The organism is Vibrio sp. B1FLJ16, assembly GCF_905175385.1.
Lineage (GTDB): Bacteria > Pseudomonadota > Gammaproteobacteria > Enterobacterales > Vibrionaceae > Vibrio.
On the sequence record NZ_HG992749.1, the window covers coordinates 3,060,360 to 3,079,773 of the forward strand.

Genomic DNA, 19,414 nt, shown 5'->3' on the forward strand with positions numbered 1-19,414 from the left:
GCATCACATGGACAGATATTTACTCGACATAAAAGCCGATGACAAACCGGTCCTGTTAGAGCGCGTTCTGCGTGTGATTCGTCACCGGGGGTTCGTGATAAAGCAAGTAGCGGCAACGCAAAACCATGAAAGCAAGGTCGCCAGCGTTGAAATCATCGTCGACAGTGACCGCCCGATTTCCTTTTTGATTAATCAAATTGAGAAATTATGGGATGTGCGTAAAGTAGAAGTACTAAAAATCCGCAATGATGAGCTGCCAAATCACAATTTACAGCAACAGGTAAGCGCGTAAGGATGGCAGATCGGACTACCGGTTTACTCTGATGATAAAGCCGGTAGCCAAGGACAAAAGCTGTAAATTTTTATAACCAGCAACACAATGGAAACGGGCGGCACCAGACGCGGCCTGAGAATTAAAAACAACTGCAAGCGGCCTACGATGGCCTATTAACAAGCCCACAAAGAGAAGTGGCGCTGATTAGACTGTGTGTCCCCGGAGCAGAAGTAAGAAGGAATTAATAAATGCCAAAATATAGATCAGCAACTACCACACATGGTCGTAACATGGCGGGTGCTCGTGCGCTGTGGCGCGCAACAGGTGTAAAGGATGAGGATTTCGGTAAACCAATCATCGCGGTGGTAAACTCGTTTACCCAATTTGTGCCGGGTCACGTACACCTGAAAGATATGGGTCAACTAGTCGCTCGTGAAATAGAAAAAGCGGGCGGCATCGCAAAAGAATTCAACACCATCGCCGTAGATGATGGTATCGCAATGGGTCACGGCGGCATGCTGTACTCACTGCCTTCCCGTGAACTGATTGCAGATTCTGTAGAGTACATGGTCAACGCTCACTGTGCCGATGCAATGGTGTGTATTTCTAACTGTGACAAAATCACTCCGGGAATGTTGATGGCATCTATGCGTCTAAACATCCCTGTGATCTTCGTTTCTGGTGGTCCAATGGAAGCGGGTAAAACCAAGCTTTCTGATCAGATCATTAAACTAGACCTAGTTGATGCCATGATCCAAGGCGCGGATCCAAAAGTTTCTGACGAACAAAGCGAGCAGATCGAGCGTAGTGCCTGCCCGACTTGTGGATCCTGTTCAGGAATGTTTACCGCCAACTCAATGAACTGTCTAACCGAAGCGTTGGGCTTGTCTCAGCCAGGCAATGGCTCAATGCTAGCGACTCACGCCGACCGTGAAGAGCTGTTCCTCAACGCTGGTCGACGTATTGTTGAATTGACACGTCGTTACTACGAGCAAGATGACGAATCGGCACTACCACGCAACATAGCTACCTTTGATGCATTCGAAAACGCCATGGCACTAGATATCGCCATGGGTGGTTCAACTAACACCATTCTGCACCTGTTAGCGGCAGCGCAAGAAGGTGAAGTCGACTTCGATATGGAAGATATCGATCGTCTGTCCCGCCAGGTACCGCATCTGTGTAAGGTAGCGCCATCGACTCAGAAATATCACATGGAAGATGTACACCGCGCTGGTGGTGTCATGGCTATCCTTGGTGAACTGGACCGCGCAGGTCTACTGCACAATGATGCTCGCACTGTACTTGGCCTTTCAATGAAAGAGCAGCTGGCGAAATACGACATCATTCAAACTGAAGACGAAGATGTACTCAAATTCTACCGGGCAGGCCCAGCTGGTATCCGCACCACCCAGGCATTCTCACAAGACTGCCGTTGGGATCGTCTCGATGATGACCGTGCTGAGGGTTGTATTCGTACTAAAGATAACGCCTTTAGCCAAGAAGGTGGTCTGGCCGTTCTGTCAGGCAACATCGCGCTGGATGGCTGTATTGTTAAGACGGCGGGTGTTGATGAAAGCATCCTCAAATTCACTGGACCTGCTGTGGTTTTTGAAAGCCAGGAAGACGCTGTTGAAGGCATCTTGGGCGGCAAAGTAAAGGCTGGCGATGTGGTTGTTATCCGTTACGAAGGGCCGAAAGGTGGTCCGGGCATGCAGGAAATGCTTTACCCGACGACTTACCTGAAATCGATGGGGCTGGGCAAAGAATGTGCCCTGCTTACTGATGGCCGTTTCTCTGGTGGTACATCTGGTCTTTCGATCGGTCATGCTTCTCCGGAAGCTGCAAATGGCGGTGCGATTGGTTTGGTGAAACAAGGTGATATGATCGCGATTGATATTCCAAACCGTACGATTTCACTCGAAGTTTCTGAGCAAGAACTGGCTGAACGCCGTGCAAAACAAGATGAACTGGGATGGAAACCCGTTGACCGTCAGCGTGAAGTATCGTTCGCACTAAAAGCGTACGCCAGCATGGCAACCAGTGCTGACAAAGGCGCGGTACGAGACAAATCTAAGCTAGAGGGCTAGCGATGATGGAATCTCAACCCGCTAAAAAAGTAAATCAATCCGGCGCAGACTATCTGCGCCAGATCTTGCGTGCACCTGTATATGAAGTCGCAACGGTTACACCACTTCAGGATATGCCGCGACTTTCCGCACGCATTAATAACAATGTGCAGATAAAACGTGAAGACCGCCAGCCTGTGCACTCATTCAAGCTACGTGGTGCCTATAACATGGTGGCAAGCCTGTCAGAAGAGCAAAAGGCTGCTGGCGTTATTGCCGCTTCTGCAGGGAACCACGCCCAGGGCATGGCGCTCTCCGGCACTAAGCTGGGTATCAAGACCACAATTGTAATGCCAAAGACCACGCCGGACATCAAAGTTGATGCGGTGCGAAGCTTTGGCGGCAATGTGGTGCTGCACGGCAGTAACTTTGATGAGGCAAAAGCAGAGGCAGAGCGCCTGTCAGAAGAAAACGGCTATACCTTCGTTCCTCCTTTTGATCACCCGCTGGTGATTGCCGGTCAGGGCACCATCGGCATGGAAATGCTGCAGCAAAATGGTCATCTTGATTATATCTTTGTTCCAGTCGGCGGCGGTGGCTTAGCCGCTGGTGTCGCGGTACTGGTCAAGCAACTGATGCCGGAAATCAAGGTCATAGCCGTCGAACCTGAAGACTCTTCATGTCTAAAAGCAGCCCTGGATGCCGGTGAGCCGGTGGTGCTGGATCAGGTCAGTATGTTTGCTGATGGTGTCGCTGTAAAACGTATCGGTGAAGAAACTTTCCGTCTGTGCCAGAAGTACATTGACGGGCATGTCGCGGTATCAAGCGACGAAATCTGTGCTGCTGTGAAAGACATCTTTGAGGATACCAGAGCGATAGCTGAACCTTCCGGTGCACTTGCTCTGGCTGGCCTGAAGAAGTTTGCAGAACAGAACAAACTCGAAGGTAAAAACCTCAGCACGGTGCTGTCTGGTGCCAACACCAACTTCCACGGTTTACGTTATGTCTCTGAGCGGTGCGAACTGGGTGAGAAACGAGAAGGTCTACTTGCAGTTACCATCCCGGAACGCCAGGGGGCATTCTTCGAGTTCTGTAATTTGATTGGCGGTCGTGCGGTCACTGAATTTAACTACCGTTATAACGATGATGAACTGGCGAATATCTTTGTTGGTGTACGCTTGCAGGGCGGTCAGGAAGAGCTGGAGAACATCATTCGTGATCTGCGCGAAGGCGGTTATCCGGTGGTAGATTTATCTGATGATGAAATGGCAAAGCTGCACGTTCGTTATATGATCGGTGGCAAACCATCCAAAAAGCTCAAAGAACGCCTTTACAGCTTCGAGTTCCCAGAATATCCGGGTGCCTTGCTTAAATTCTTAAGTACACTTGGTACCCACTGGAATATCAGCCTGTTTAATTACCGTAACCACGGTGCCGATTACGGGCGAGTTCTGTGTGGTTTCGAGTTAGATGAAAGCGATTTAGCCCGGTTTTCTGCGCATTTGCGTGAGCTGGGTTATCAGTGTAAGGACGAAACGGATAATCCGTCTTATAAGTTCTTCTTATCATAATAACCGACAAAACACCCCGCCGACACGGGGTGTTATTATTTTCCCAAGCTTAATTTAAGCCTGCAACCAATCCTGATGTAACTGATTCGATGATCCTAAATAATCCACCATCCATTGGATCAACTTATGGTTATCATCTTTACGCCATACTAGGCAGCAGCGACTCAACGGCTTGTCGTCCGGCAGAACCTTCTCCACCAGCACACCATCATTGATCAATGGCATCGCGATATGACGCGGCATATAACCAACACCAAGCCCCTGCTTCAGACACTCAATTGCAGCGTACCAGTTCGGCAGTAATAACCGGCGTTGCTGAGGATAGTGTCCAGTATGGCGTTTAGGCAGTACATTCGATGTATCGTCGAGACAGATAGCCGGGAACTGACTGACAAACGCTTCCGTTAACGTCTGCTGGCGGACGCAGGGATGCGCCGGAGACATAACGAATGCCCAATCCAGCGTGCCCATATCCCTGACTTCGAAGTCACCGCCGACCGGAACAGCGCTCGTCGCACCAACCACTATGTCAGCCCGCTCCTGAGCAATCGCTTCCCAGGAGCCATTAAACACTTCCATGTTGATCTGAAGCTCGGCAAACTCAAACTCACGGTAAAAATCTTCCACCAGAGGTTTCAGCTTTTCCAGTTTTACCACGTTATCTAAGGTCAGCCTGAGGGTGGTCTGCCAGCCATGTGCGGCCCGGCGGGTCTGCGCTCTTACCTCTTCCATTTGGCGTAACAGCGCGCGAGCCTCGGTTATAAATATCTCCCCTGCCGGAGTTAATTCCACTTTTCTCGGCAGGCGACGGAACAAAATCACATCTAAATCCTGTTCAACCTGACGTACTCCGTAACTGATGGCCGAAGGCACTTTATGCAGTACCTCAGCAGCTGCGGTAAAACTGCCCAACTGAGCGACAGTATCGAGCATTTCTAATGAGGACTTGGAAAACATCACCAATTACCTTTCAAATTTTTTGATTGATAACCAACAATTTTAACGTTTTATTTATTGGAAATCGAAAAATAGAATGAAAAGGTAAATAAATCAGGGTTGGCGCCAACTGATATTAGTAAAAATATAATTAAATAATTTGATTGGTTAATAATGAAAATATCAAAACTACAACTCGTTTATCTTGCAGTGTTATCAATGCTTGGCTTTGTCGCCACCGATATGTATCTGCCAGCATTTAAAGCAATGGAAATCGACTTCGCGACGGGTCCGGAACAGATTGCCCTGTCGTTAACCGTTTTTTTAGTGGGAATGGCATTTGGTCAGCTGATGTGGGGACTAGCCTCAGACAAATTTGGCCACCGCAACACGCTGGCCACAGGTTTGGTCGTATTTACGCTGGCTTCATTTGGTCTGGCATTCTGCGATCAGATCTGGCAGTTACTTACCCTGCGATTTATTCAGGCTATCGGTGTCTGCGCACCTGCCGTTATCTGGCAGGCGATGGTTATAAAACGTTATTCAAGCAGCAGTCAGCAGATCTTTGCCACGATCATGCCTTTAGTCGCACTCTCTCCGGCACTGGCTCCTCAGTTAGGCGTAGTGCTTGCAGATAACTTTGGCTGGCACAGTATTTTTATCGCATTAACGCTGCTTGGCGTGTTACTTGTCGCTGCAACCATGATGCAGAAAGATGAAAAAGCGGAGACCAAACAGACCAATATCTCGTCAGATATTAAGACCCTTCTTGGTTCGAAAACTTACCTCGGCAACGTCACCATGTTTGCCACTGCGTCTGCGGCTTTCTTCGCTTACTTAACTGGCATGCCAGAAATCATGGCGCAGCTAGGCTACGAAGCGAAAGACATCGGCCTGAGTTTTGTCCCGCAAACCATCGCATTTATGGCTGGTGGCTATTTAGGTAAAGTGGGAGTGCGCAAGTTTGGCGATAAACTGGTTCTGCGTCAGTTGATCGGTCTGTTCAGTGTCGCGTCTCTGATGGTTTTCGTCGCATCTCAGTGGACGTTAACCTCAATCTGGCCAATATTAACACCCTTCTGCTTAATTGCCGTCGCCAACGGTGCTCTTTATCCTATCGTAGTTAACCGCGCTCTGGAAAGTGCTCAGCGAAGCCCTGCTACCGCTGCTGGTTTACAGAACAGCCTGCAAATCTGTGTCAGTAGCCTAGCCAGTGCATTTGTCGCAGCGATGGCCAGTCAGGCTCAGTCAGTAACCGGTATAGCAATCATTATCTGTATGGGTGGTTTATGGATAGGCTACACACTGGCAAACCGGGAACTATCGCGACATTTCGTGGCACCGGATAACGCGCGTGTAGTGAGTGAGGAGGAGTTGTAAACTCCATTAGATTGCGGGCTACTTAACCTCAATTCGGGATAAGAAAGTCCAAGTAACTTTAATTTTCATTCACTTAATTAAACGTGTGAGTCAGTGCTGCAGTTTTAGATGGATAACAAGGCAAAATCACAAGTCAATAGCTAGTCTATTGCGGTGATTTCAACGCAGTTAGGCGCTAAAAGAGCTGTGCTGACTGGCTTAAATTATCCCGAGTTGAGGTTACTTACTCATTCAGACAGGCATTAACAACAAAGCCGCTCAGATGAGCGGCCTCTATTTAGTTCATGCTGACTAAATTAAGAATTACTTTTTCTTTACTGGACGCTGCCAGCCAGAAATTCTGCGCTCCTGAGCGCGAGTAATGACTAACTCACCTTCCGCGACATCTTTAGTCAGAGTAGTACCCGCGCCGATGGTAGAACCGTCAGCGATGCTCACCGGAGCCACCAGCTGGCTATCAGAGCCTACAAATACATCGTCACCGATAATAGTCTTGAACTTGTTCGCACCGTCGTAATTACAGGTAATAGTACCAGCACCGATATTTGTGCGCTGACCGATTTCCGCATCGCCCAGATAGGTCAGATGGTTCGCTTTAGAGCCTTCGCCAATACGGGCATTTTTCACTTCCACAAAGTTACCCACGTGAGCATCATTACGCAGCTCTGCCCCCGGACGCAGTCGGGTAAACGGACCTACCGTACACTCTTCACCAACAGTGGCACCTTCAATCACACTGTAAGGACGGATAATCGTGTTGTCATCAATCTCGCAGTCTTTCAGTACACAGCCAGCACCGATAACGACATTATCCCCTAGCGATACCGTACCTTCGATAATGACATTAACGTCGATTTCACAGTCCATGCCGCACTGCAGCTCACCACGCAGATCAAAACGAGCCGGATCGCGCAGCATCACCCCCTGCTCCAACAGTTTTTTGGCTTGCATCGCTTGGAAAGCGCGCTCTAAACGAGCAAGTTGAGCACGGTCATTAACCCCTTCAACCTCAATCGCGTTAACCGGGTGCACTGCTTCTACCGCACGGCCTTCATCGTGTGCCGCTGCGATAACATCTGTAAGGTAGTATTCGCCTTGCGCGTTATTGTTGTTCAGACCGGATAACCAGCGTTTCAGATCCCCGCCGGTTGCGACCATAACACCGGTGTTGATCTCTTTAATCAGCTTCTGTTCTTCAGTCGCATCTTTCTGTTCGACAATAGCGACCACAGGGCCGTTCTTACGTACGATACGGCCATAGCCCGTCGGGTTATCCAGAACCACTGTCAGCAGTGCGATACCACCTGTCGGCTGGGCATCAAGCAGGCTTTCAATGGTTTCTTCTGAAATCAACGGGACGTCCCCGTATAGGATCAGTACTTTCTCATCATCTTCAAACTGTGCTGAAGCCTGATCGACAGCGTGGCCAGTACCAAGCTGTTCAGCCTGAAGCACCCAGTTTACTGGCTCATCAGCCAGGACTTGCTGCATCTGATCACCACCGTGACCGTACACCAGATGAACATTTTGTGCGCCAAGACCGGTACATGTATCAATCACATGCTTTGCCATTGGCTTCCCAGCCAAAGTGTGAAGTACTTTGGGCATGTTTGAGTACATACGGGTTCCTTTACCCGCTGCAAGAATTACGGCACTGAATTTCATTGATAACCTATTGACGTTCTTTTAAGTAGTTGACAGTTATTTTAGACAGTTAGAAGGGATTAGTTAATGGTGAGAGGTCAATTTCAGACGAAAAATAATCAAAAGGCGACCATTTGGCCGCCTTTTCATGCAACGTTGCTAATTGAGCTTAGCGACGCTTTTTGGTCAGCTCGATAACTCGTAGCTGAGCAATGGCTTTAGCCAGTTCACTGGCCGCTTGTGCGAAGTCCATGTCGCCATGCTGGTTCTGGATGTTCTCCTCAGCACGACGCTTAGCTTCTTCTGCCTTCGCTGCGTCTAGATCTTCACCACGAATCGCTGTATCAGCCAGTACTGTAGCAGTACCCGGCTGAACTTCGACCATACCACCAGAGACATAAATGAACTCTTCGTGGCCGTGCTGTTTCACAATACGCACCATACCAGGCTGAATAGCGGTCAGAAGCGGAGTATGGCCATGGAAAATACCAAGCTCACCTTCGCTACCGGTCACCTGAAACGTCTCTACACGACCAGAGAAAATGCGTTTCTCAGCGCTTACTACGTCTAGGTGAAAGGTTATTGGTGCCATATCGCCTCCTAGTTAGCCTTATAGCTTCTTAGCATTCTCAATAGCATCATCGATGCTACCGCAGTACATAAATGCCTGCTCTGGAATGTCATCGTATTCACCAGCTAGTAGACCTTTAAAGCCACGTAGAGTCTCTTTAAGAGGTACGTAAACGCCTGGGTCACCTGTAAATACTTCCGCTACGTGGTAAGGCTGAGTTAGGAAACGCTCAATCTTACGTGCACGAGATACAACTTGCTTATCTGCTTCAGATAGCTCGTCCATACCTAGAATCGCGATGATATCTTTCAACTCTTTATAGCGCTGAAGTGTCTGCTGAACGCCACGAGCGATGTCGTAGTGCTCTTGACCAACAACTAGTGGATCAAGCATACGAGATGTTGAATCCAATGGGTCAATCGCTGGGTATAGACCCATCGCAGCGATGTTACGGTTAAGTACAACCGTTGCATCCAAGTGCGCGAACGTAGTTGCCGGAGACGGGTCAGTCAAGTCATCCGCTGGTACGTATACCGCCTGTACAGACGTGATAGAACCCGACTTGGTTGACGTGATACGCTCCTGAAGTACACCCATCTCTTCAGCAAGAGTTGGCTGGTAACCTACCGCTGAAGGCATACGACCTAGCAGTGCTGATACCTCAGTACCTGCCAGTGTGTAACGGTAGATGTTATCAACGAACAGTAGAACGTCACGACCTTCGTCACGGAACTTCTCTGCCATTGTTAGACCAGTCAGTGCAACACGTAGACGGTTGCCCGGTGGCTCGTTCATCTGACCGTAAACCATCGCTACTTTCGATTCTTCAGGCTTCTCAACGTTTACAACGCCCGCTTCCTGCATCTCAAAGTAGAAATCGTTACCTTCACGAGTACGCTCACCTACACCAGCAAATACTGATAGACCAGAGTGCTGAAGTGCGATGTTGTTGATAAGTTCCATCATGTTAACGGTCTTACCTACACCAGCACCACCGAATAGACCGATTTTACCACCCTTCGCGAATGGACAAACTAGGTCGATTACTTTAACACCAGTCTCTAGTAGAGCGATCTCGTTTGATTGCTCTTCGTAGCTTGGTGCTTCACGGTGAATAGAGTAAGTCTCTTCTGCACCGATCTCACCACACTCGTCAATCGCGTCTCCTAGGACGTTCATGATACGACCTAGTGTTTTAGTACCTACTGGTACTGAAATTGGAGCGCCTGTATTTACTACTTCAACTCCACGACGTAAACCATCAGAGCTACCCATTACGATACAACGAACTACGCCACCGCCTAGCTGTTGTTGAACTTCAAGAACTAGACGCTCTTTTGAGTCCGTTACGTTTAGAGCGTCATATACACTAGGTACTTCGCTCTGTGGGAACTCTACGTCGACTACCGCACCGATGATCTGTACGATCTTACCTGTAGCCATCGTTAATCCTCTAAACTATTTCGTTTTACCTAAGCTTAAACCGCAGATGCACCACCAACGATTTCCGACAGTTCTTGTGTGATCGCAGCCTGACGGGCTTTGTTGTACACAAGTTCCAGATCTTCAATCAAGTTGGTTGCGTTATCCGTTGCAGCCTTCATCGCAATCATTCGAGCCGCTTGCTCACAAGCAAGGTTCTCAACCACACCTTGGTATACCTGAGACTCTACGTAACGCACTAATAGCGTATCCAATAGAGGTTTTGGCTCAGGTTCATAGATGTAGTCCCATGAGTGCTCACGCTGCATCTCTTTGCTGTCCGATTTAGGCAAAGGTAGCAATTGATCGATCGTTGGTTGCTGAACCATAGTGTTCACAAACTTGTTGAACACTACGTATAGACGGTCCAGTTCACCTTCATCGTATTTCTTAAGCATTACGCCAACAGAACCGATTAGGTCTTCCAGACTTGGGCTGTCGCCAAGGCCAGAAACCTGTGCCGCAACTTTTGCGCCACCATGTTTAAAGAAAGCCGTTGCTTTCGAGCCAATCACTGCCAGCTCAATTTCAGCGCCTTTCTCTTTCCATGTTTGGATGTCTGTAACGGCTTTTTTGAACACGTTGATGTTCAAACCACCACACAGACCACGGTCTGTCGAAACGATGATGTAACCAACACGTTTAGCTTCACGCTCTTCTAGGTACGGATGACGGTACTCTAAATTTGCGTTTGCCACGTGACCGATCACTTTACGCATTGTTTCAGCGTATGGACGAGAAGCTTCCATTGCATCTTGAGAGCGACGCATTTTTGAAGCTGCTACCATTTCCATCGCTTTCGTAATTTTCTGCGTGCTTTTAACACTACCGATTTTATTACGTATCTCTTTTGCGCCGGCCATCGTTACTCTCCGTTAGTTGGTGGCAGAGACTGCCACCGACCTAATTACCAAGTTTGGGTTGCTACGAAGTCGTCAGTCAGTTTCTTCAACTGAGCTTCAACTTCATCGTTGTATGCACCCGTCTTGTCGATCTCAGCTGCAAATTCAGCGTATTGACCGCGAGCGTACGATAGTAGAGCCGCTTCGAAATCTAGCAGTTTGCTTAGTTCAACATCTGCTAAATAGCCGCGCTCTGCCGCGAAGATTACTAGTGCTTGGTCAAATACAGACATTGGAGCGTACTGTTTCTGCTTCATTAGCTCTGTAACTTTTTGACCATGGTCTAGCTGTTTCTTCGTCGCTTCATCAAGGTCAGAAGAGAACTGTGCGAATGCCGCTAGTTCACGGTACTGAGCTAGTGCAGTACGGATACCGCCAGATAGCTTCTTGATGATTTTCGTCTGAGCTGAACCACCTACACGAGATACTGAGATACCTGGGTCAACAGCTGGACGTACACCTGCGTTGAATAGCTCAGTTTGTAGGAAGATCTGACCATCGGTAATCGAGATTACGTTAGTCGGTACGAATGCTGAAACGTCACCAGCTTGAGTTTCAATGATAGGAAGAGCAGTCAAAGAACCAGTCTTACCTTTCACTTCACCGTTAGTGAAACGCTCTACGTACTCTTCGTTTACACGAGCTGCACGCTCTAGTAGACGCGAGTGTAAGTAGAATACGTCACCCGGGAATGCCTCACGGCCTGGTGGACGTTTTAGTAGTAGAGAGATCTGACGGTAAGCTACCGCTTGCTTAGATAGATCATCGTAAACAATCAGTGCGTCTTCGCCGCGATCACGGAAGTATTCACCCATCGCACAACCTGCGTATGGCGCAAGGTATTGCAGCGCTGCAGATTCAGAAGCAGATGCAACAACAACGATAGTGTTTGCTAGCGCGCCATGCTCTTCTAGTTTGCGAACTACGTTAGCGATAGTCGATGCTTTCTGACCGATTGCTACGTAGATTGAGAAAATACCAGAGTTTTTCTGGTTAATAATCGCATCGATCGCCATTGCTGTTTTACCAGTCTGACGGTCACCGATTACTAGCTCACGCTGACCACGACCGATTGGGATCATTGAGTCAACAGACTTGTAACCAGTTTGTACAGGTTGGTCTACCGATTTACGGTCGATTACACCTGGTGCGATTACTTCTACAGGCGAAGTTAGTTTCGCTTCGATTGGACCTTTACCATCGATAGGCTCACCCAGCGTGTTTACTACGCGGCCTAGTAGTTCCGGACCAACTGGCACTTCAAGAATGCGGCCAGTGCCTGTAACTTTCATGCCTTCCCTAAGGTCAGCATATGGGCCCATTACAACCGCACCAACCGAGTCACGCTCAAGGTTAAGTGCTAGTGCATAACGGCCACCCGGTAATTCAATCATTTCACCTTGCATCACGTCCGCTAGGCCGTGGATGCGGATGATACCATCGCTTACCGATACGATAGTACCCTCGTTGCGAGCTTCACTAACAACTTCGAAAGATTCGATACGTTGTTTGATTAGATCGCTAATTTCCGTGGAATTAAGTTGCATGCTCCAATCCCCATTAAGACTGCAATGCATCGCTCAGGCGGTTCAAACGACCACGCGCTGAGTTATCGATGACTAGGTCTCCGGCTCGAATAATAACCCCACCAAGTAGGGTCTCATCTACACTGCAATTCAGCTTCACTTTGCGTTCAAGACGCGCTTCAAGTTTGCCGCCAATATTTGCAAGCTGCTCATCAGAAAGCTCTGACGCTGAAATTACTTCAACATCGATTTCCTTCTCATGCTCTTTCTTCAGAATGAAGAATTGCTCACAAACATCAGGAAGGGCCGTCAAACGACCATTCTCAGCCATCACCTTCAGAAGGTTCTGACCATGTGCATCAACTTGTTCGCCACAAACAGCAACAAATACTTCTGCCATTTTCTCAGCAGAGAATGAACTGGTTAACAGTTCACGCATTTGTTCGTTTTTGGCAACTTCAGCAGCAAAAGACAGCATTTGACCCCATTGGTCTAACTGGCCCTTATCTACCGCAAAGTCGAAGGCTGCTTTAGCATAGGGGCGTGCGATTGTAGTCAAATCAGACATATGCGCCCCCAGACTTAAAGTTTTGCAGTAATGCTGTCGAGAATATCTTTTTGCGCATCTTTATCGATAGTACGCTCAAGGATTTTCTCAGCACCAGCTACAGCCAGAGTAGCAACTTGTTTGCGCAGGTCATCGCGTGCACGATTACGCTCAGCTTCAAGTTCTGCTTCCGCTTGCGCTAGGATTTTCTGGCGTTCTGCCTGAGCTTCCTCGCGAGCTTCATCTAGAATTTGAGACTTACGCTTATTCGCTTGATCGATGATCTCAGTTGCTGTGCGCTTCGCTTCTTTCAACTGATCAGAAGCGTTGGCTTGTGCTAGATCCAAGTCTTTAGCAGCACGTTCAGCTGCTTGAAGACCATCAGCAATTTTCTTCTGACGCTCTTCGATCGCTTGCATCAATGGCGGCCATACATACTTCATGCAGAACCACACAAATAGTGCGAACGAGATTGCTTGACCTAGCAGAGTTGCGTTTATGTTCACAACAGCTACCCCTCTATTTGGACTTAGTGTTAATCAGTGACAAGCCAAGGCTCGCCCCGAGTTAAAGGTGATTAACCTAGTTGACCAACGAATGGGTTTGCGAAAGTGAATAGTAGCGCGATTACGATACCGATCATTGGAACCGCATCAAGTAGACCTGCGATGATGAACATCTTAACTTGTAGCATAGGAGCCATTTCTGGTTGACGTGCTGCACCTTCCAGGAATTTACCACCTAGTAGTGCGAAACCAATCGCTGTACCAAGAGAAGCAAGACCGACGATAATACCTACGGCGATTGCAGAAAAGCTCAGTAAAGTTTCCATTACTATCTCCAATTTATAGTTGTTGGCTTAGTGCCCAAATAAAAAAGCTAAAAAAATTAATGATCAGGATCTTCGTGTGCCATTGACAGGTAAACAATTGTCAACATCATGAATACGAAGGCTTGAATCGTAATAACCAAGATATGGAAGATTGCCCACGGTAGTGAACCCATCCATTGTAAGTACCATGGTAGCATTGCCGCACAAAGAATGAATACAACCTCACCCGCGAACATGTTACCGAATAGACGCATACCAAGTGACAGAGGTTTCGCTAGTAGCGATACCACTTCAATCAGTAGGTTAAACGGAATCATAAGTGGGTGATTGAATGGATGTAGTGCAAGTTCTTTTGCGAATCCACCTAGACCTTTTACTTTGATGCTGTAGTAAATCATCAATGCAAACACGCCTAGAGCCATAGCCATGGTGATATTCACATCAGCAGAAGGTACAACCTTAAGGTAAGGAATACCAAGCCAATGTTCTGCTGGGTATGGTAAGAAGTCGATCGGGACTAAGTCCATCACGTTCATCAAAAATACCCAACAAAAGATAGTCAGTGCTAAAGGCGCGATCAGTGGGTTGCGTCCATGGAACGTATCTTTGACGTTATCAGCGACAAATTCAACGATCATTTCTACAGCACACTGAAGCTTACCCGGTACACCTGCTGTTGTTCTCTTCGCTACTTTGTAAAAGATTCCGAGGAAAATTAAACCAGTAAACCAAGAAAAAAACAGGCTATCGATATGTACGTTCCAGAAACTTGCTTCCTCCACTAAACCTAACTTACCTAATGATAAGTTGGAAAGGTGGTGGGCAATGTATCCGGACGATGTTAGCGCTTCACCTGGCGCAGCCATAACTCATCCTATTTTTTGTTGTTAATGAATAGCACTGGTGCAAAGATATTAATACCTAGTACCAGCAAATAGGTTAGTTTGAGGGGAACAAGTTCCACCTGCATATACATGTAGGCGACATAGAACAGTGCAACCGTGATGAGAATTTTCAGTACTTCACCCGTATAGAAGGAAGCTGCGATGCGCTTGGCAGCGCGGGCCCCACTAAACGTGAAAGCACATAGCGCGAATACTGCATTGGCAATGACAAAAATACCACCACCAATCAGCGCTGAAAGTCCCCAGTCAGGATTTACGGCTACCGCCATTCCTGCTGCCACAAAAATAACCGCGCCAGACTCGATCATTAACAATTGCCTTGCAAGCTCTCGTCCTGGTCTAGCTAACGCAGCTACCATGTATTCGTACCTCTAGTAATATCCACTTCGCACTAAACTCACTGTGCAGTGAAATTGGCAAAAATTATACGTTCAGCCAAACTGAATGCAATGAAATTGCATCAAAAACTTACAGTTTTGTTTACAAAACGACAACTTTCGCACAAAATTCGAATTATTCGGTTAATTGACCTAAATCAATTATCTCATTTAGGCCTCAAGCTTGGCAATAAGTTGCTCTAATTTGTGAGGCTCATCAAGACTTATCGTCAGTTTCGCTTTTCCGTTTGCAGAACGAACGAGAGAAACTTTTGCGTCAAGCATCTGGCTTAATTTATGCGACATTTGTAGCGCTTCGTTATCTTTTTGTGGCGCTGTTTGCTCATTTTGTGGCGCTAAGCACTTTTTTACTAACTGTTCGGTTTGACGAACGGTCATCTGCTTTTTAGCGACCTGAAGAGCGACTTCCACTTGCTGCTCACCTTCAAGTGCTAGCAATGCGCGGGCATGGCCCATTTCAAGCTTCTTATCGGCAACCAGAGCCTTGACGTCGAGTTCAAGCTGATTAAGACGCAGCAAATTACTCACAGTCGTTCTCGACTTACCAATAACATCAGCCACCTGCTGATGAGTCAGAGAAAACTCATCTTGCAGACGCTCCAGAGCCTGAGCCTCTTCAATCACGTTAAGATCTTCACGCTGGATATTCTCAATCAAAGCCATGGCAATCGCAGCTCTGTCTTCGACCTTCTTCACCAGACACGGGACACGTTTAAGTCCTGCTTGTCGGGCTGCACGCCAGCGGCGTTCACCTGCAATAATCTCATATTGCCCAGTTTCGACCTGACGAACGACAATAGGCTGAATGATGCCTTGTGACTGAATAGAAGCGGCTAACTCTTCCAATGCTTCCGGAGCCATGTCTTTACGCGGTTGGTAGACGCCTGGCTGCAATTGACCAGTCGCGAGTTCACGCAACTCGCCGTCCGCAGACAAAGCCTGGCTATTCGATGCGATATGTTGTTTTTCACGAGCAAATGAACTGGTCGACAACAACGCATCCAGTCCTTTTCCTAGACCACGCTTAGACATAGGATTGAATTCCTTAGGTTAGATAGAGGTTAAACTGCGACATCTTCGCGGCGCAGCATCTCGCCCGCAAGAGCGAGATACGCTTTGGCACCAGCAGAGTACTTATCGTAATACATTGCAGGCTTACCATGGCTTGGCGCTTCGGCCAGGCGGACATTACGCGGAATGACCGTGCGGTAAACTTTGGTACCAAAGTGCTTTTTAAGTTGGTCAGATACTTCATTTGATAAGCGGTTTCGCGGATCGTACATGGTTCGCAATAAACCTTCAATCCTGAGGTTTTCATTCACCACTGCCGCTAATTTGCTGATCGTATCCATCAGAGCTGTTAGACCTTCTAACGCAAAATATTCACATTGCATCGGCACCAGCACAGAGTCAGCTGCCGCCATAGCATTGATTGTAAGAAGGTTTAGAGAAGGGGGACAATCGATAAAGATGAAATCATAGTTATCGCGAACTGGTGTAAGAGCATTTTTCAGTCTTACCTCGCGGGCAAACACTTCCATCAACTTGATTTCTGCGGCAGTCACATCGCCATTTGCAGCGATAAGATCATACTTACCGGTTGTTTTAGTACATACCACTTGATCAAATGGGGTCTCTTCAACAAGAAGATCGTAAGCCGTGGCATCAACCATGTACTTATCTACACCACTGGCCATTGTAGCATTACCTTGCGGATCGAGATCGATAACCAAAACTTTGCGCTTTGTTGCCGCCATCGAAGCCGCTAAGTTAATGCACGTTGTTGTTTTGCCGACCCCACCTTTCTGGTTGGCGATTGCTACAATTTTACCCACGATGACCTCGCTAATTTCCCTTGCGCGATAAGATTACTAGATGACGATCACCTTCCAACTCAGGAACATTCAAAGATATGATCTTGCTCACACTACACCATTCAGGAAGCTGATCCATTTCATCTTTAGGGTGCTGCCCCTTCAAAGCAAGAAACACACCATGCTCTTGTTTTGGCAAGTGATGGCACCATTCAACCATATCCGTCATTGAAGCAAAAGCACGGCTTAGTACACCATCAAATTTTTCTTCGGGCTGGAACTCTTCAACACGACTTTGAATCGGCGTGACATTTTTCAGCCCCAGGGAATGCACCACCTGCTTAATAAAACGGATACGCTTACCTAGACTGTCCAGCAAGAAAAAGGTTTTCTCCGGATTCATAATCGCGAGTGGAATCCCCGGCAATCCTGGGCCAGTGCCAACATCAATAAAACGCTCTCCGGGTAAGTGAGTACTAACGACTATACTATCAAGAATATGTTTCACTAACATATCAAGCGGATCACGCACGGAAGTCAGGTTATAAGCCTTGTTCCACTTATCGAGCAGCTCGACATAACCGACTAACTGCTCACGTTGTCTCTCTGAAACGTCTAACTCGGTTTGAGCAATTAACGCGTCTAGTTTAGTTCGCAGGGTACTCATTCTGCTTCCTCACCTTTTTTCAGCAAGCCATGCTTTTTCAGATGAACCAGCAGAATCGAAATCGCAGCGGGTGTGATGCCCGATATACGAGATGCAATACCGATACTTTCAGGCTTCGCCTCACTCAGTTTGGCAACCACTTCGTTTGACAGACCTTTTACGTCTTTGTAATCCAAATCTGAAGGCAGTTTTGTGTGCTCGTGACGCAGTGACTTTTCAATTTCATCTTGCTGACGCTTGATGTAACCATCGTACTTCACCTGAATTTCAACTTGCTCAGCAGCTTGATGATCTTCCAGGGCAGGAGCAAACGCTTCTAACTGAGTGAGTTGAGCGTAAGAGATCTCCGGACGACGCAGAAGATCTTCACCACTAGCTTCACGAGCCATTGGCGTTTTCAGCAAACTATTCAGCGCTTCAACACCTTCGGACTTAGGATTCATCCAGGTCGACTTCAGACGCTGACGTTCTGTTTCCATATGATCGATTTTTTCATTGAATCGTGCCCATCGCGCATCATCAACCAGACCAAGTTCTCGTGCTTTTTGAGTTAAGCGCAAATCCGCATTATCTTCACGCAGCAACAGACGGTATTCCGCACGAGAGGTAAACATACGGTACGGCTCTTTGGTTCCCATGGTAGACAAGTCATCGATCAGTACGCCCATGTAAGCCTGGTCACGGCGAGGGCTCCAGCCTTCCTTATCCTGACTGTACAGGCTTGCGTTCAGGCCGGCCATCAGACCTTGTGCTGCCGCTTCTTCATAACCGGTTGTTCCGTTAATTTGACCAGCAAAGAATAAGCCGTTGATAAATTTGGTTTCGTAGGTCTGCTTCAGGTCACGGGGATCGAAGAAGTCATACTCAATTGCGTAGCCCGGGCGGACAATATGTGCGTTTTCAAAACCTTTCATCGAGCGAACAATCTGAACCTGAACATCAAACGGCAGACTGGTTGAAATACCATTCGGATAAAGTTCATTCGTTGTCAGTCCTTCCGGCTCAATAAAGATTTGGTGGCTGTTTTTATCAGCAAAACGCATAACCTTGTCTTCGATAGACGGACAGTAGCGCGGGCCGATACCTTCGATAACGCCGGCATACATCGGACTACGGTCTAAGTTGTTACGAATTACATCATGGGTCTGTTCATTGGTATGGGTAATGAAACAAGGTATTTGCTGCGGATGTTGCTCACGCTTGCCCATAAATGAAAATACTGGAGTCGGGTTATCACCATGCTGAGCTTCCAGCACAGAAAAATCGACACTGCGAGCATCAATACGCGGTGGTGTACCTGTCTTAAGACGATCAACCCTGAATGGCAGTTCACGCAGTCGATCCGCAAGTGCGATCGATGGAGGATCGCCTGCGCGGCCTCCGGAAGAGCTTTCCATACCAATATGGATCTTACCACCCAGAAAAGTACCTACAGTGAGCACTACCGCTTTAGCGTGGAACTTCAGACCCATCTGGGTCACGACACCAATCACACGATCCTGCTCAACAATCAGATCATCAACGGATTGCTGGAATAAAGTCAGGTTTGGCGCATTTTCTAATGCGCTGCGGACATAGGCTTTGTAAAGGGCGCGGTCAGCCTGAGCACGGGTTGCACGTACTGCAGGTCCTTTGGATGCATTAAGTGTACGAAACTGAATACCTGCATGGTCGATAGCTTGTGCCATCAAACCGCCCATAGCATCGACTTCTTTTACTAAGTGGCCTTTACCGATACCACCAATAGCCGGATTACAGGACATCTGGCCTAATGTATCGATGTTATGGGTAAGAAGAAGAGTTTTTTGTCCTGTGCGTGCAGAGGCGAGTGCAGCTTCCGTTCCTGCGTGTCCGCCACCAACAACAATGACGTCAAAGTTTTCGTGATAATGCATG

The 19,414-nt window shown here is 47.7% G+C and carries 19 protein-coding genes; 4 read left to right on the forward strand and 15 right to left on the reverse strand.

Annotated features, from left to right (window positions below):
• Positions 1 to 7 precede the first annotated feature (7 nt).
• From ilvM to ilvA, 3 genes are all read left to right on the forward strand, one after another.
• The gene (gene ilvM / locus KHN79_RS14025) at positions 8 to 292 is read left to right on the forward strand and encodes an acetolactate synthase 2 small subunit (protein WP_014233403.1); all 285 of its coding nucleotides are present in this window, start codon (positions 8 to 10) and stop codon (positions 290 to 292) included.
• A 230-nt stretch (positions 293 to 522) separates the two neighbouring features.
• Complete coding sequence (gene ilvD, locus KHN79_RS14030) at positions 523 to 2,364, forward strand: dihydroxy-acid dehydratase (RefSeq protein WP_182011297.1); 1,842 nt, start codon at positions 523 to 525, stop codon at positions 2,362 to 2,364.
• Positions 2,365 to 2,366: 2 nt separating this feature from the next.
• Positions 2,367 to 3,914 (forward strand): threonine ammonia-lyase, biosynthetic, encoded by a 1,548-nt coding sequence (gene ilvA / locus KHN79_RS14035; RefSeq protein WP_182011296.1) that lies wholly within the window; start codon positions 2,367 to 2,369, stop codon positions 3,912 to 3,914.
• 54 nt (positions 3,915 to 3,968) lie between these two features.
• Here ilvA and punR read toward each other — a convergent pair whose 3' ends face one another.
• Complete coding sequence (gene punR / locus KHN79_RS14040) at positions 3,969 to 4,871, reverse strand: DNA-binding transcriptional activator PunR (protein WP_182011295.1); 903 nt, start codon at positions 4,869 to 4,871, stop codon at positions 3,969 to 3,971.
• A 153-nt stretch (positions 4,872 to 5,024) separates the two neighbouring features.
• On the opposite strand from punR, the gene punC reads away from it, so the two are divergent.
• On the forward strand, positions 5,025 to 6,230 hold the full coding sequence (punC, locus tag KHN79_RS14045) for a purine nucleoside transporter PunC (RefSeq protein WP_182011294.1): 1,206 nt from the start codon (positions 5,025 to 5,027) through the stop codon (positions 6,228 to 6,230).
• Positions 6,231 to 6,533: 303 nt separating this feature from the next.
• On the opposite strand, the gene glmU is transcribed toward punC, so the two are convergent.
• The 14 genes from glmU to mnmG all read right to left on the reverse strand — a co-directional run bounded on the left by glmU (position 6,534) and on the right by mnmG (position 19,413).
• The gene (gene glmU, locus KHN79_RS14050) at positions 6,534 to 7,895 is read right to left on the reverse strand and encodes a bifunctional UDP-N-acetylglucosamine diphosphorylase/glucosamine-1-phosphate N-acetyltransferase GlmU (RefSeq protein ID WP_182011293.1); all 1,362 of its coding nucleotides are present in this window, start codon (positions 7,893 to 7,895) and stop codon (positions 6,534 to 6,536) included.
• A 148-nt stretch (positions 7,896 to 8,043) separates the two neighbouring features.
• Positions 8,044 to 8,466 carry a F0F1 ATP synthase subunit epsilon gene (locus KHN79_RS14055; protein WP_014233411.1) on the reverse strand — a complete coding sequence of 141 codons (423 nt, stop codon included), beginning with the start codon at positions 8,464 to 8,466 and terminating at the stop codon, positions 8,044 to 8,046.
• Between the two features lie 18 nt (positions 8,467 to 8,484).
• On the reverse strand, positions 8,485 to 9,888 hold the full coding sequence (gene atpD / locus KHN79_RS14060; protein ID WP_182011292.1) for a F0F1 ATP synthase subunit beta: 1,404 nt from the start codon (positions 9,886 to 9,888) through the stop codon (positions 8,485 to 8,487).
• 35 nt (positions 9,889 to 9,923) lie between these two features.
• Positions 9,924 to 10,790 (reverse strand): F0F1 ATP synthase subunit gamma, encoded by an 867-nt coding sequence (gene atpG / locus KHN79_RS14065; RefSeq protein WP_005457304.1) that lies wholly within the window; start codon positions 10,788 to 10,790, stop codon positions 9,924 to 9,926.
• A gap of 44 nt (positions 10,791 to 10,834) precedes the next feature.
• The gene (gene atpA / locus KHN79_RS14070) at positions 10,835 to 12,376 is read right to left on the reverse strand and encodes a F0F1 ATP synthase subunit alpha (protein WP_182011291.1); all 1,542 of its coding nucleotides are present in this window, start codon (positions 12,374 to 12,376) and stop codon (positions 10,835 to 10,837) included.
• Between the two features lie 13 nt (positions 12,377 to 12,389).
• Positions 12,390 to 12,923 carry a F0F1 ATP synthase subunit delta gene (gene atpH / locus KHN79_RS14075; RefSeq protein ID WP_182011290.1) on the reverse strand — a complete coding sequence of 178 codons (534 nt, stop codon included), beginning with the start codon at positions 12,921 to 12,923 and terminating at the stop codon, positions 12,390 to 12,392.
• A gap of 14 nt (positions 12,924 to 12,937) precedes the next feature.
• Positions 12,938 to 13,408, reverse strand: a complete 471-nt coding sequence (gene atpF, locus KHN79_RS14080; protein ID WP_182011289.1) for a F0F1 ATP synthase subunit B — start codon at positions 13,406 to 13,408, stop codon at positions 12,938 to 12,940.
• Between the two features lie 71 nt (positions 13,409 to 13,479).
• Positions 13,480 to 13,734 (reverse strand): F0F1 ATP synthase subunit C, encoded by a 255-nt coding sequence (gene atpE, locus KHN79_RS14085; RefSeq protein WP_002540812.1) that lies wholly within the window; start codon positions 13,732 to 13,734, stop codon positions 13,480 to 13,482.
• Between the two features lie 56 nt (positions 13,735 to 13,790).
• Positions 13,791 to 14,600 (reverse strand): F0F1 ATP synthase subunit A, encoded by an 810-nt coding sequence (atpB, locus tag KHN79_RS14090; RefSeq protein ID WP_182011288.1) that lies wholly within the window; start codon positions 14,598 to 14,600, stop codon positions 13,791 to 13,793.
• Between the two features lie 8 nt (positions 14,601 to 14,608).
• Positions 14,609 to 14,998: a F0F1 ATP synthase subunit I gene (locus KHN79_RS14095; RefSeq protein WP_182011287.1), complete on the reverse strand. Its 390-nt coding sequence runs from the start codon at positions 14,996 to 14,998 to the stop codon at positions 14,609 to 14,611.
• Positions 14,999 to 15,187: 189 nt separating this feature from the next.
• The gene (locus KHN79_RS14100; protein WP_182011286.1) at positions 15,188 to 16,069 is read right to left on the reverse strand and encodes a ParB/RepB/Spo0J family partition protein; all 882 of its coding nucleotides are present in this window, start codon (positions 16,067 to 16,069) and stop codon (positions 15,188 to 15,190) included.
• 29 nt (positions 16,070 to 16,098) lie between these two features.
• Positions 16,099 to 16,872, reverse strand: coding sequence for a ParA family protein (locus KHN79_RS14105; protein ID WP_182011285.1), 774 nt, complete (start codon positions 16,870 to 16,872; stop codon positions 16,099 to 16,101).
• 10 nt (positions 16,873 to 16,882) lie between these two features.
• Positions 16,883 to 17,518 (reverse strand): 16S rRNA (guanine(527)-N(7))-methyltransferase RsmG, encoded by a 636-nt coding sequence (gene rsmG, locus KHN79_RS14110; RefSeq protein ID WP_182011284.1) that lies wholly within the window; start codon positions 17,516 to 17,518, stop codon positions 16,883 to 16,885.
• Positions 17,515 to 19,413 (reverse strand): tRNA uridine-5-carboxymethylaminomethyl(34) synthesis enzyme MnmG, encoded by a 1,899-nt coding sequence (mnmG, locus tag KHN79_RS14115; protein WP_182011283.1) that lies wholly within the window; start codon positions 19,411 to 19,413, stop codon positions 17,515 to 17,517. The genes rsmG and mnmG overlap by 4 nt, the downstream gene beginning before the upstream one ends.
• Between the last annotated feature and the right edge of the window lies 1 nt (position 19,414).

Bases quoted from the DNA above. Each gene is read 5' to 3' on its own strand.
- ilvM (WP_014233403.1), top strand. From the start codon at position 8: ATGGACAGATATTTACTCGACATAAAAGCCGATGACAAACCGGTCCTG.
- ilvD (WP_182011297.1), top strand. From the start codon at position 523: ATGCCAAAATATAGATCAGCAACTACCACACATGGTCGTAACATGGCG.
- ilvA (WP_182011296.1), top strand. From the start codon at position 2,367: ATGATGGAATCTCAACCCGCTAAAAAAGTAAATCAATCCGGCGCAGAC.
- punR (WP_182011295.1), bottom strand. From the start codon at position 4,871: ATGTTTTCCAAGTCCTCATTAGAAATGCTCGATACTGTCGCTCAGTTG.
- punC (WP_182011294.1), top strand. From the start codon at position 5,025: ATGAAAATATCAAAACTACAACTCGTTTATCTTGCAGTGTTATCAATG.
- glmU (WP_182011293.1), bottom strand. From the start codon at position 7,895: ATGAAATTCAGTGCCGTAATTCTTGCAGCGGGTAAAGGAACCCGTATG.
- KHN79_RS14055 (WP_014233411.1), bottom strand. From the start codon at position 8,466: ATGGCACCAATAACCTTTCACCTAGACGTAGTAAGCGCTGAGAAACGC.
- atpD (WP_182011292.1), bottom strand. From the start codon at position 9,888: ATGGCTACAGGTAAGATCGTACAGATCATCGGTGCGGTAGTCGACGTA.
- atpG (WP_005457304.1), bottom strand. From the start codon at position 10,790: ATGGCCGGCGCAAAAGAGATACGTAATAAAATCGGTAGTGTTAAAAGC.
- atpA (WP_182011291.1), bottom strand. From the start codon at position 12,376: ATGCAACTTAATTCCACGGAAATTAGCGATCTAATCAAACAACGTATC.
- atpH (WP_182011290.1), bottom strand. From the start codon at position 12,923: ATGTCTGATTTGACTACAATCGCACGCCCCTATGCTAAAGCAGCCTTC.
- atpE (WP_002540812.1), bottom strand. From the start codon at position 13,734: ATGGAAACTTTACTGAGCTTTTCTGCAATCGCCGTAGGTATTATCGTC.
- atpB (WP_182011288.1), bottom strand. From the start codon at position 14,600: ATGGCTGCGCCAGGTGAAGCGCTAACATCGTCCGGATACATTGCCCAC.
- KHN79_RS14095 (WP_182011287.1), bottom strand. From the start codon at position 14,998: ATGGTAGCTGCGTTAGCTAGACCAGGACGAGAGCTTGCAAGGCAATTG.
- KHN79_RS14100 (WP_182011286.1), bottom strand. From the start codon at position 16,069: ATGTCTAAGCGTGGTCTAGGAAAAGGACTGGATGCGTTGTTGTCGACC.
- rsmG (WP_182011284.1), bottom strand. From the start codon at position 17,518: ATGAGTACCCTGCGAACTAAACTAGACGCGTTAATTGCTCAAACCGAG.
- mnmG (WP_182011283.1), bottom strand. From the start codon at position 19,413: ATGCATTATCACGAAAACTTTGACGTCATTGTTGTTGGTGGCGGACAC.